Raw genomic sequence first — 12918 nt, 5'->3', positions numbered from 1 at the left:
TCAGAATATATAAATAATAACACAAAAAAACAAGCCTAGCTGTTACAGCCAGGCTTGTCTTCAAGCGAACTCTTATGGCAGGCGGTAGAATCCGAATCCTGAAGCGGAGTCGTCTCCAGATCCTGCATAATAGCCGGATAGAATGTCGTTGTTCGCTGCGCGGTTTTGAAGATCGCCGCGGATTTGTGTATGTGTTGCAGATGGGTTTGCTGCCCAGATTTTCGCTGCAAGGCCGGCTGCGTGTGGTGATGCCATCGATGTTCCGCTGATTGTTGCATAGCCTCCGTCATACCAAGCAGAGTAAATGCTTGCGCCAGGAGCTGATACTTCCACATCATATTTCCCGATCGAATAGTCGCCAGCGTATTGGCTGTATCCGCGTGAAGAGAAATCCGCTACGCGATACGTTCCGTTTTGCTGAACGTTTTCAAGAGCTGCTACCGCTACGGCATTTTGCAATGCACCCGGGAAGCCGATCGATCCTTGGTACGGGCCTTCGTTGCCTGCTGCTGCAATGACAAGCACGCCTTTACCGTATGCGTAGTTGACCGCATTCGTAATCAAGCTGCTTTCTGCTGAAGAGCCAAGAGACATATTGATGACCGTTTTCTGGTTCAAGGCTGAAGCCTGATCGGCTACGTGGCGGATGGCCGTTGCGATATCATCGGCAGAACCCGAACCGTCATCGCCAAGCACTTTGTATCCCCAAAGGTCCGCTTGCGGCGCTACGCCGTACAAACCGCCATTGCCGTTCGCAAGTGCTGAGCCGGCTACGTGCGTCCCGTGCCCTTGACGGTCCGTGCAAGAACCGTTGCGGATGCTGGTTCCGATAGTGAAGTCTTTACATTGTTCAACGTTCGCTGCAAGATCTGGGTGGCTAGTGTTGACGCCTGTGTCCAGGACTGCAATGTTGACGCCTGACCCGCCGCTTGTTTTCGTGATGGAACTGTTATTATAAATTGCTTTAATGCCCCAAGGAGTAGACTGGGATGCGGCCATTGCTTGATAGCGCGCTTGTGGTTCGAGTGTTGTCGTTTCCACTGCATATTCAGGCACTTTTTCAATCGTTACATTTTTGTTTTTTTTCAAGGCTTCGAATTGCTTTTCCGTCATATCGGTTGTGAAGCCTTCGCTATTGAAATCCCAGTGGACGCCGTATTGGTCTTTCGCTTTTTCAAGGTCGTTTTTCCCTGGCATATCCACGAGCACACGGATCGTCTCATTTGCATTCGCTTTTTGTGCATCCGGAGCTTCATTTGCTGAAACCCCCATTGCCGGTACGAGCATTGTTGCTGCCAACATGGCTGTCGTAATGAATTTTGCTGATTTTTTCATCTTTCGAATCCCCTTTTCCGAATAGATTTTCATGGCTCTGTGCAGCAAGCGGCGTCCCGACTGTTGTTCTGCGTCTTGCCATGCTTTAAATCTAGCAGAGAAAAACGGATTGCGTAATTGGGAAAATCCTTGTCAGCAATAGGGTGTTCCAACTAAATCAGACCTTTATACCCACAACTATATTCCTTTAAATAAAGATATAAAAAAAGCCGCTCGCGGCGGCTCTTATTTCAATAAATAGACACGCGCTTCGTACGGCTTCAGTTTGCCGTCTGCGTGGTCTTCATAATTCGACAACAGCAATTCACCGTCGACCGGGCTCCACCAAGAACATGTATCATCGTCGAGATGCGAAATGATCAAATAACGCGCTTCCCCGTATTCTCGTGTATAGGCATAAACATAAGGACATTCCAGAAATGCCAAATGCGTGCTGCCGTAAACCAACGCTTCGTGCTGTTTGCGCAGTTTCAGCATCTTTTTATAGAAAGCCAGGACCGACTGGGGATCTTGCTGCTGTGCTTTTACATTGAGCCAATTGAAATTCGGGTTTAACGGAATCCATGGTTTGCCGCCTGTAAAGCCGGCGTTTGCGCCAAAGTTCCACTGCATGGGCGTCCTTGCGTGGTCGCGGCTGATTTTCTTGATGGTCTTCATCAAATCTTTGTGAGGGACTCCTTTTTGGCGGTTATAGCGATACATATTCTTCGTTTCGATATCGCGGTACATATTGATGTCGTCGAACGGCGCATTGGTCATGCCGATTTCCTGCCCTTGGTAAATGAACGGGGTGCCTTGCATAAAAAAGTACATGCACCCGAGCGCGGTCGCACTTTCCCGCCAATGCTCCCGGTCGTTGCCCCAGGTTGAAACGGTGCGCGGGCGGTCATGGTTTTCCAAGTACAAGGAATTCCAGGCGATCCCTTGCGCACTGCGCTGCCAGCGATCAAGGACAATCCTCAAATCGTCGACGTCGACACCCGCACTTTCTTCATCCCACGCTTCTTCGTGCGCTTCCAAATGGAAGATCATATTGAATTTGCCTTCTTCTTCGCTGATCCATTCGCTGATTTCATGCGCCCTGACGCTGTTCGCCTCACCGACGGTCACCACATCATAACGGTCAAAGGTTTCACGCCGCAATTCTGCCAACAGCTCCTGAATTCCTTGAACATTCGTCATCTTCTCCCAGGCCGGCACATAATTTAGCCCCTCCGGATTCGGCATGTCCGTATACTCTTTTTTCAAATGATTGATGGCGTCTACGCGGAAACCGTCAATTCCTTTATCGAGCCACCAAAGGATCATATCGTAAAGCGCCCGCCGTAATTCAGGATTTTCCCAATTCAAGTCGACTTGGCTCTTGGAAAACAAATGAAAATAATATTGTCTTGTTTTCGGGTCATAGGTCCAAGCCGGCCCGCCAAATATGCTTTCCCAATTCGTCGGATGATCGCGCCAGACGTACCAATCGCGTTTGGGGCTGTCTTTCGACGATTTTGATTCCAGAAACCACGGATGCTGGTCGCTTGTATGATTCAATACCAGATCCATCATGATTTTCATGCCGCGGGAATGGATGTCCTCAAGCAAACGGTCAAAATCATCCATCGTCCCCATTTCATCCATGATCGCCTGATAATCGCTGACGTCATACCCGTTATCGACATTCGGCGATTTATAGACGGGGCACAGCCAAATCATGTCGACGCCGAGTTCCTGCAGATAATCGAGCTTTGCCCGGATGCCGTTCAGGTCCCCCATCCCGTCGCCGTTCGTATCGAAAAAACTGCGCGGGTAAATTTGATAGACTACCGCTTCTTTCCACCATGTTTTCTTCAAGCTCATCCCCCTCTTCCTGTTGCGGAATTGATGTGCTCATATTAACTGCTGGCAACCGTTGTTTTTTTATATACTATACTCCTTTTCCTACAAAACTCCTCTTTGCCTGCATAATAAAAACCGCCCGCGGCATGCGGACGGTTACGGTCAATTATTCAAGTAATACTGTTCCATGGCATTAGCCGAAAAGCCTGCAACGTAATCGCTGCCGCCATCGTCTTCGATCGATTCGATCATCATCGCCAAAATGAAGTCCTGCTGTTCAGCGTGATAGGAAACAAAGAACCCGTTCTCTTGCCCCTCTTCACCGAGAGCACCTTTCAATTCAGCTGTGCCGGTTTTTCCGGCAATCGGAACAGCGTCAATATCGGCCGATTTGGCATAGCCGTCCGTCACGACATTGCGGAGGTTTTCTTGAAGCACAGCTGCATTGCCTTCACTGATCAAGCCTTCTTTCCATACTTGTCCAGCTTCTTCGCTGGCGTAAAGCGTCGGCTCATAAATCGTGCCGCCGTTCAGGAACGGCTCGTAAACCGAAGCGAGATGGAGGATATTGGCGAGCATCTGCCCTTGGCCGAACGACGTGTCCGCGAGTTGCCCTTCGGATCCGAGAGTGCCATCATTGGAAATCTGTGAACTCTCCAACTCGATGGCGAACGGTAATTCCTCCCCGAAGCCATAGGCAGTCAGGCCGTCAATAAATGTTTCCGTCCCCATCTCAAGCGCCTGCCTCGCGAAATAGATATTATCCGAGTAGACAAGCGCCTTGTTCAAATCAATCGGATTTGGCGCTTCCGGATGCAAACGTGATACTCGGTACGATCCCCACGAGCTGTCTTTTTGCCATGTCTGGCCGTTGATTTCGAGCCCTTGCTGCGGATCGAGCGTTCCTGCTTCCATGCCGATGGCCGCTGTCACCGGTTTAATGGTCGACCCAGGGGCATAACTTGCGGCAAAACGCGTGAATAGCGGATTCAATGGATCTTCCGACAATTCCGTGTAACGTTCGCCGCTGATGCCTGCAATGAATTCATTCGGATCAAAGCCAGGAGAGCTGATGAGCGCCAAAGTTTCGCCGTTTTCAGGCGACACAGCAGCAGCGCTTCCCGGTTCCCCTTGCATCGAATCATAGACGGCCGTCTGTAATTCAGCGTCGATGGTCAATTCGACGTCTTCTCCAGCTGTCGGCTCCTGTTCAGCGAGGACGATATCTTCCGCCCCTTCTGCCTGTTTTTGGATCAGGATGCGTGCGCCGCTCTCGCCGCGCAGCTGTTCTTCGAGACGGCGTTCAAGGCCTTGGCGGCCGATCAAGTCGTTCGCCCCGTAACCTTGGCCTTTTAATTCTTCCAATTGCTCTGCCGTAATTGAGCCGATATAGCCGGTCAAGTGGCCGAATGCTTCGCCGTACGGATATTCGCGCATCGCCGTTTCCTGATAGGTAACGACATCGCTCGCTTCCACGTCAGCGATCAATTGCTCCGCCGATTTCGACGCTTTTGTCAGCGGCACGAATTGGTCGGGCTGAACCCAGCTTTGGTTCAGGCTTTCTTCAATCGATTCTGCCGTCAATCCAAGAAGTTCAGCAACTTCAGCTATATCGCTGTCTCCTTCCAGCCGGTCCGGCACCACGCCAAGGTTATAGCCGATGCCATTGATAGCGAGGCCGCGCCCTTCACGGTCCACAATCTCCCCGCGCTCAGCGGCTTCTGTCCGCACGGCGACTTCATCGCCTTCTTCAAGGTCCTCAAAAATTAAGGACGGATCCCACTCGACAAACCAGTTCTCTCCGCTTTCCTGCTCTTCATGGATCAGGGAAACCGTCTGGTCGAATTCAACCGGCCCGGCAAGCGTATCCATCGCGATAGTAAGCGGGAACTCTGCCGGCTCCGCTTCGTCCCATTCCGCATCTTCCTGCGCAGTATAGCTGACTTCAAGATTCTCGATGCCCAAGTCTGTGATCAATTGCTGCTGCCGCTCATCGAACGCTTCCGGGGGAAACGCTTCTTTAGAGCCTTGCGACAGATAGTCTTCATACATCGCAGCGAACTCCTGCTCATTCCAATGGCCGACGTATTCACCCAATCGGTCTTCCGGTGTCGGCTGCGGCTGGCATCCTGCCATGGCGAGTACCCCTGCACCCGCTGCTATTGCTATGTATCGTTTCATTTCGATGACCTCCTGTAGCTTTCTGGCTAACGCCCTTGCATTGCCCGAAATCTCCCTCAATAAAGCGGAAAATTAATAGGACGCAAAAAAATAGCCAGTCCGACTTCATTAACTGCGTGAAACACCCAAGCTAATTGAAGTTTCTTTTTATTTTACCAATAAGTGGCACCGAAGCAAACCCGATTCACTCAGTTTCGAAGCTTTGCAGTTTTTCTTGCTGGATATGCTATCATTTCCTCCACTATGGTAAAATCAGTAATCATAGAATAGGAGGATGCTTATGATCAACTTAACATATTCACAAGCCATCGAGTCTGCAGTAGATCTCAAAATGAAAACACGTTTGCAGCAAATCCAGGAGGATCTGTACGCAAAAAAAGGAGCCGGATCCGATTTCCTTGGCTGGCTTGACTGGCCCTCTTCATTGCCTGATGATTTCCTGTCAAAAATCGAAGATACCGCTAAAGCGATCCGTGACAAAGCCGACGTTTTGGTCGTCATCGGAATCGGCGGTTCCTATCTAGGGTCAAAAGCCGTCCTTTCTGCACTGTCGTCTTATTTCCCGAAAGACGAGCAATTGGAAGTGCTGTTTGCGGGCCATCAAGTGAGCGGTGAATACTTGAAGCAATTGCTTGAACACTTAGAGGGCAAGGAAGTCGTCGTCAATGTCATCTCAAAATCAGGCAAAACGACAGAACCGGCCATCGCGTTCCGTTTCCTGCGCGATTATATGGAAAAACGCTATGGCGACGGAGCGGCCGAACGCATCATCGTGACGACTGATGCTGAAAAAGGAGCGCTTCGCCAATTAGCCGAAACAAAAGGCTATGAACGCTTTATCGTGCCAGATGATGTCGGTGGGCGCTACTCCGTCTTCACAGCAGTCGGGCTGTTGCCGATTGCTGCTGCCGGACATTCAATCCGCAAGCTATTGGACGGCGCAAAAGAAGCGGAAACAACTTACCGCGAGGCGGGCCCCGACAATAACCCAGCGATGCAATACGCGGCGATCCGCCATCACTTGTATGTCCAAGGCTATACGACAGAAGTGAACGCCATCTTCGAGCCGAAGCTGTCATTCGTCCAGGAATGGTGGAAGCAATTATTTGGCGAAAGCGAAGGAAAAGAAGGAAAAGGCATCTTCCCGGCATCGGTCGTCTTCACGACGGACTTGCACTCGCTTGGCCAATTCATCCAGGACGGGCAGCGCAACTTGTTCGAAACCTTCCTGTTGGTGAAAGAAGCACAGCAAGACCTGGAGATTTTCGAAACGCCTGAAGACGGCGATGAATTGAATTATATTGCCGGCTTGTCCTTGCAGGAATTTAACCACATCGCCCATAAAGGCACATCGAACGCCCATTTGTCCGGCGGTGTTCCGCAATTGAGCTTGACCGTGGACCGCATCGATGAATCCCAAATCGGCCATTTGCTGTATTTCTACATGCTGAGCTGCGCGTATAGCGCTTATCTTCTTGGCATCAACCCGTTCGACCAGCCGGGCGTCGAAGAATATAAGAACAATATCTTCAAGCTGTTGAAAAAACCAGGATTCTAAAAAAAAAACGCTTTTCCCGCCCAGCCTTCTGGCCAATCGGGAAAAGCGTTTTTCAATAGTTAACTTGATCTTCGTGTTGCACAGTTAAGCGAGCTTATATACCCGTGCTTCATACGGTTTTAATTGATGCAAGTCACGGTCCTCGTAATTGGCGAGCAACAGTTCTGCGCCTTCAGGTTCCAGCCAAGTGCATGTCGTGCTTCCTAGGTTCGAAAGGATGAGCACTTGTTCTTCCCCTTGCGTACGTGTATAAGCATAAACATCCTCGCAATCGGTCTCGGCCAAATCGTAGCTGCCATATACCAATACGTCCATGTTTTTGCGCAAGAAAATCATTTGTTTATAAAATGACAACACCGATGCCGGATCTTGCATCTGGCTTTCGACATTGAGCCATTCGAAATTCGGGTTCATCTGCAGCCACGGAGCGCCTGTCGTGAATCCGGCATTCTTCTCCCCATTCCATTGCATCGGCGTACGGGAATGGTCGCGGCTTGTCGATTTCAACAAGGTCATGATTGCATCATGTTCCATGCCTTCCGCCAAATTATAAAAATACAAATTATGCGTATGGACATCGTCATAATGATGGATTTCCTCAAATGGCGCATTGGTCATACCGATTTCCTGGCCCTGATAGATGAATGGCGTCCCTTGCATGAAGAAATACATGCAAGCGAGCGCTGTTGCACTTTCGCGCCAGTATTCGCCGTCATTGCCCCAAGTCGAGACGACGCGCGGCTTGTCGTGGTTTTCGATGAACAATGCATTCCAGCCGACACCGTCGACTGCTTTTTGCCAGCGCGTCAAGACGGTTTTCAAGTCATTGACGTTGATGCCTTGTTTGACATCGCTGTCCCACAGTGTCAAATCCTCGAATTGGAACACCATATCGAATTTGCCGTCTTCTTCGCTGATCCATTCGTCGATATCTTCCGCGTAGACACCATTCGCTTCCCCGACTGTCATAATGTCGTATTTCGCAAAGGTCTCATCACGCAACTCCGCAAGCAACGGCTGGATGCCGTCGACATTCATCATTTTTTCCCAGGCTGGCACCCACGGCTTGCCTTCTTCAATCGGTAAATCGCTGAAGTCTTTCTTGATATGGCTGATGGCGTCGACGCGGAACCCGTCGATGCCTTTATCCAGCCACCAATTGACCATTTTGTATAGCTCTTTTCTAACTTCCGGATTTTCCCAGTTCAAATCCGGTTGCTTTTTCGAGAAAATGTGCAAATAATATTGTCCGGTCTTCTCATCGAGCTCCCATGCCGAACCGCCGAAAATGCTTTCCCAATTGGTCGGGCGGTCACGCCAAACATACCAGTCGCGCTTTGGGTTATCGAGCGACGAGCGAGATTCCAAAAACCACGGATGCTCATCGCTCGTGTGGTTGATCACTAGGTCGATGATCAATTTCATGCCGCGTGCGTGCACTTCTTTGAGCAGGCGGTCGAAATCAGCCATCGTACCGAGTTCATCCATGATTTCCTGATAATCGCTGATGTCGTAGCCATTGTCGTCATTCGGTGATTTGTACATCGGGCAGATCCAGATGACGTCAATCCCCAGTTCCTTCAAATAATCCAGTTTTTCCGTGACACCGTTTATATCCCCGATGCCGTCTCCATTCGAGTCATTGAAGCTGCGTGGGTAGACCTGATATGCTACTGCTTCTTTCCACCATGTTTTGTTCATAATCGTTTCCTTTCAAAGACTTTGACAAGATCCTCTTTCGATCAATGTTGCCGGAACGATGATGTTCCGGGGAGGTGCATTGTCATCGTTTATTTTTTCCAATACCAAATTCGCCGCTTCCATTCCAAGGTCAAAAATCGAAATATCCACCGTGCTGAGCGGGGGCTTTAAATGGCTCGACAAAGTATGGTTGTTGAACCCGACAATCGACACATCGGTCGGTACAGCAATATTCAAATCTTCCAAATAACTGATCACTTCATAGGCGACCAAGTCATCGTGCGTGACGATGGCGGTCGGCGGATTTTTCTGTTCCATTAAATTGCGGATCGCCTGCTGCTCGTGCCCTTCCATCTTTTCCTGTGTCACCACATAATCTGGAGTGAACGCAATCCCCGCTTCATCCAGCGCTTGCCGGTAACCGCTCAAGCGGTCCGACGAAACGATAAAATCGGATGCGCCGCCGACGAATGAAATGTCCCGGTGGCCTAGTGAAACCAAGTGGCCCACCACTTCTTTCGCAATGGCGACATTATCATTGTCAACATAGGAAATGGCATCCGGACGCGTGTAGGGGCGGCCCACTACTGAAAACGGAACGCCATTTGCAAGCAGGTAATCCATGACTTTATCATCGATTTTCGAATACAGCAAGATAATGCCGTCAACGCGCTTCCCTTGTGTCATCGCCACCACTTCTTCATAGATTTCCTGCTCGGTCGCACTGGTCGATAGATACAGGCCGTACTGGCTGTGGTGGGCACTGACGGAAATTCCGCGCAACACTTCAGGGAAGAAGGGATTCTGGAAAGCAAGCGTCGTGGAGTTTTCCATGACAACACCGATCGCTTTGCTTTTTTGCGCCACTAAGTTGCGCGCCTGGAAGTTCGGATAATAGCCAAGCTCTTCCATGGCTTTTCGCACTTTGCGCTTTGTTTTCGGGGTGATCTTCGGATGATCCGCAATAACCCTAGAAACCGTCGCCGGCGAAACTTCCGCCAGTTTCGCGACATCTTTAATTGTGATTGCCATTGCGATTGCCCCCTTATTTTACAGCGCCATCCGAGACGCCTTTGATGATCGAGCGCTGCGCAAAGAAATAGAAGATAATCACCGGAATGATTGCCAGCGTAAGTCCTGCAAGCGCCAAATGCCATTGCTTCGTATATTCGCCGAAGAAGAAGAACATCTTCAACGGAATCGTTTCACTGCCGGTCGTATTGATGACAAGCGATGGTAATAGGTAATCGTTCCAAATCCAGATGATATTGAGTATGGCGACCGTGACAGTGATCGGCTTGAGAATCGGGAAAATGATATGCCAAAACACTTGCCACCGGTTTGCCCCATCAATTTTCGCCGCTTCATCGAGCGATTTTGGGACATTATTCAAAGCCCCATGATACAGGAAAATCGACAGGCTCGCACCGAAACCGATATACATAAAAATCAATCCGCCTCGGTTCAGCATATCGAATTGGCCGAATACCGTGACGAGCGGGATCATCACCGATTGAAACGGGATGAGCATTGCCGAGACGAACAGGAAAAACAGGAACGTGGACATCTTGCTTTTCGCTCGCGACAACGCATAAGCAGCCATCGCCGAGAATAAGACGATCAAGACGACACTGACAACGGTGATCAATAAGGAATTGAACAAGGTTGTAAGAAAATCGAGTTCCTGGAATGCCGTAATATAGTTATCGAAGCTCCAGGCTTCCGGAGGGCTCGTCGTGTCGAGGAAAATCTCCTTTTTCGACTTGAATGAATTGACGAACATTAAGTAAAAAGGCAAAAGCCATAGAATCGCCAATGCGATGCCAAGCACTTCAACTTTTATATTCCAACGGTTGCGCATTACATTTCGACCTCCCGTCGTTTATTGATATACACTTGGACAAGTGATATGACAGCGACAATAATGAAGAAAATAATCGCTTTTGCCTGCGCGTAGGCGAATGCATTTTGCACGAACGCTGTCTTGAAAATCTCCATGGCGACCATTTCCGTCGAATTGTACGGGCCGCCGGCTGTCAGCGACAAGTTCTGGTCGTACAGCTTGAATGTATTCGACAAAGTCAAGAACATGCTGACAGTGAAGGCTGGTGCAACGAGCGGAAAGATGATGTAGCGAAAACGCTGGGGAGTCGATGCCCCGTCGATTTCAGCGGCCTCGATCAATTCTTTCGGCAAGCCTTCCAAATAAGCGATATAGATGACCATGATATAGCCGGCCATTTGCCAGCTCATCAAAATGACCAAGCCCCAAAACCCGGTTTCGGTTGTCGACAGCCATGCCTGCAGGCTCTCCATGCCAACCGCTTCGCCGACACTCGCAAACACTTTCAGGAAAATGAACTGCCAGATAAACCCGAGGATCAATCCGCCGATCAAGTTCGGCATAAAAAAGGTCGTGCGCAGCAAGCTGCTTGTTTTGATTTTCGAGGTGACGATCAAAGCGAGCGATAGTCCGATAAAATTGATCAAAATAACAGAGACGACCGAAAATTTCGTCGTGAACCACAGCGAATCAAGGAAACGCTCATCCTTAAATAAGTTCAGGTAATTCTGGAAGCCGACGAATTCGCCGGTTTGGATGCCGTTCCACGCCGTGAATGAATAGAAAAGCCCCAGCAGCATCGGCACAACAACGACTAGTGCCAACGCCAATAATACAGGCGCTAAAAATAACCAATAGGAAAGATCCCGTGTACGCATAATTTAGCCTCTCTTTCTAGTTTAGCCCCGAAACAAAACAAAGCAGCACAATGGCTGCTCTGGTTTGATGGACAAATTACTCACCACGGCTCGTTTCCCATGCCGCTTTCGCTGAATCGACCACTTCGTCCCAGCTTGCTTCATCGCTTAAGTATTTCTGGATGCTAGCGCCGAGTTCATCTTCGCCCCATCCAGTCGGATAGCCCATGAAGACCCAGCCGATTGTTTCGCCGGCTTCAGAAGCATCATAGATCGCTTTGGACATCGGATCGGTGATTTTGGATGTGTCATAGCCTTCATATGCCGGAATGAATTTAAAGTCTTCCAAAACAGCTGTTTTTCCAGTATCGGATGTGTAGAGCCAATCAAGGAAATCTTTTGCTGCCGTCACGACTTCTTCATCTTGGTTCGAGTTGACGCCCCAATACATCGGCACGCCGACCGGCAAGCCGCCGTCTTCTAAGCCTTCAACCGGAATCGGCATCATGCCGACGCCTGAATCCGCGAGTTCCTGGTCAATTCCTGCAATCGAACCATACACCCAGTTTCCTTGTTGGATGATCGCCACACGTTCAAGAGAGAATAGTTCTTCTACTTGCTGTGAGTAGTCGAGGCTCACAGTCGGCTGCTTTGAATATTCGTTTTGCAAATCGAGGATTTTCTTGAATCCTTCGCCGTATTCGAATTCCACTGTGTCTGCATCGTATGCTGTCAAAACGTTATTATCGAACTCAGGTGCAAGGAAAGTGTTCGACAAATGAAGACCAGTGACCCATGTTTCTTTTCCTGGCAATGCAAAGACAGATTCAAGGCCGAGTTCGTCTTTTTTCGAATCAAGCGTCTTCACCGCTTCTTCTAAACTTGCGTAATCTGTGATAGAGGCGGCATCGATTCCCGCTTCCTCGAACAAGCGTGTATTGTAGATAAATCCGTAGCCTTCCTGGTTATACGGCAAACCGAGCACTTCCGACTCGACCGTTACCCCATCAAGCGTTCCTTCTAGAGCTGCATCCGCTGCTCCTGTATCAGATAGGTCTGTCAAATTGTCTTTCCAGTCCGCTACGTCCTGTGGCCCGCCGATATTGAAGATAGCCGGCTCATTGCCTGAAGCGAAACGGGAACGAAGCGCAGCGCCGTAATCTTCACCGCCGCCGACTGTCGTGATTTCGATATTGACGTCAGGATTTTCTTCTTCGTATTGCGCGACGACATCTTCGAACTGGTCTTTAAACTCCACTTTAAACTGGAAGATATCGACTGTTACTTGCTCCCCGCCGCCTTCTGCCGTTGATCCTTCATCCCCTGAACTGCATGCTGCAAGTGCCCCTGCTGACAGTAAAACAGATGCCAATAACCCCTTGCTGAACTTTAATTCCTTCACTTGAACTCCCCCTTTGAGTTGTTGTGCAAACGATTGCACAATAGAGCAGAAAAAAATGGAAACTCTTTGGTAAGCGCTTCCAACTAATAATTAATAACAGATTATCACAATGAAAACGTTTGCACAATCTATTTTTAAAATATTTCAATTGTTTTTTTAAGCAGGTATTTGCCATTATAATCGCGTGGCCCATTCGCCCTGCAAAAGCTTTTCA

9 protein-coding genes are annotated in these 12918 nt (G+C 49.3%); 1 reads left to right on the top strand and 8 read right to left on the bottom strand.

Going from position 1 to position 12918, the window contains the following annotated elements; all coding sequences use genetic code 11:
• Positions 1 to 72: 72 nt before the first annotated feature.
• The 3 genes from AUC31_RS03015 to AUC31_RS03005 all read right to left on the bottom strand — a co-directional run bounded on the left by AUC31_RS03015 (position 73) and on the right by AUC31_RS03005 (position 5343).
• Complete coding sequence (locus AUC31_RS03015; RefSeq protein WP_058381431.1) at positions 73 to 1335, bottom strand: S8 family peptidase; 1263 nt, start codon at positions 1333 to 1335, stop codon at positions 73 to 75.
• 225 nt (positions 1336 to 1560) lie between these two features.
• Positions 1561 to 3183, bottom strand: a complete 1623-nt coding sequence (locus AUC31_RS03010; RefSeq protein WP_083509115.1) for an alpha-glucosidase — start codon at positions 3181 to 3183, stop codon at positions 1561 to 1563.
• Between the two features lie 141 nt (positions 3184 to 3324).
• Entirely contained in the window at positions 3325 to 5343 is a 2019-nt protein-coding gene (locus AUC31_RS03005; protein WP_058381432.1) for a penicillin-binding transpeptidase domain-containing protein, read from the bottom strand.
• A 274-nt stretch (positions 5344 to 5617) separates the two neighbouring features.
• Here AUC31_RS03005 and AUC31_RS03000 point away from each other — a divergent pair, with 274 nt between their 5' ends.
• A complete protein-coding gene (locus AUC31_RS03000; RefSeq protein WP_058381433.1) occupies positions 5618 to 6901 on the top strand; it encodes a glucose-6-phosphate isomerase in 1284 nt (427 codons plus the stop codon).
• Between the two features lie 84 nt (positions 6902 to 6985).
• On the opposite strand, the gene AUC31_RS02995 is transcribed toward AUC31_RS03000, so the two are convergent.
• From AUC31_RS02995 to AUC31_RS02975, 5 genes are all read right to left on the bottom strand, one after another.
• Positions 6986 to 8602, bottom strand: a complete 1617-nt coding sequence (locus AUC31_RS02995) for a glycoside hydrolase family 13 protein (RefSeq protein WP_058381434.1) — start codon at positions 8600 to 8602, stop codon at positions 6986 to 6988.
• Between the two features lie 12 nt (positions 8603 to 8614).
• Complete coding sequence (locus AUC31_RS02990) at positions 8615 to 9634, bottom strand: LacI family DNA-binding transcriptional regulator (RefSeq protein ID WP_058381435.1); 1020 nt, start codon at positions 9632 to 9634, stop codon at positions 8615 to 8617.
• Positions 9635 to 9647: 13 nt separating this feature from the next.
• On the bottom strand, positions 9648 to 10463 hold the full coding sequence (locus AUC31_RS02985) for a carbohydrate ABC transporter permease (protein WP_058381436.1): 816 nt from the start codon (positions 10461 to 10463) through the stop codon (positions 9648 to 9650).
• Positions 10463 to 11323, bottom strand: coding sequence for a carbohydrate ABC transporter permease (locus AUC31_RS02980; RefSeq protein ID WP_058381437.1), 861 nt, complete (start codon positions 11321 to 11323; stop codon positions 10463 to 10465). The genes AUC31_RS02985 and AUC31_RS02980 overlap by 1 nt, the downstream gene beginning before the upstream one ends.
• A 76-nt stretch (positions 11324 to 11399) precedes the next feature.
• Positions 11400 to 12704, bottom strand: coding sequence for an ABC transporter substrate-binding protein (locus AUC31_RS02975; RefSeq protein WP_058381438.1), 1305 nt, complete (start codon positions 12702 to 12704; stop codon positions 11400 to 11402).
• Between the last annotated feature and the right edge of the window lie 214 nt (positions 12705 to 12918).

It is taken from the genome of Planococcus rifietoensis, assembly GCF_001465795.2.
GTDB classification, from domain to species: Bacteria; Bacillota; Bacilli; order Bacillales_A; family Planococcaceae; genus Planococcus; species Planococcus rifietoensis.
Note: the sequence above shows the minus strand (reverse complement) of the source record. Positions and strands in the feature narration are given on the sequence as shown.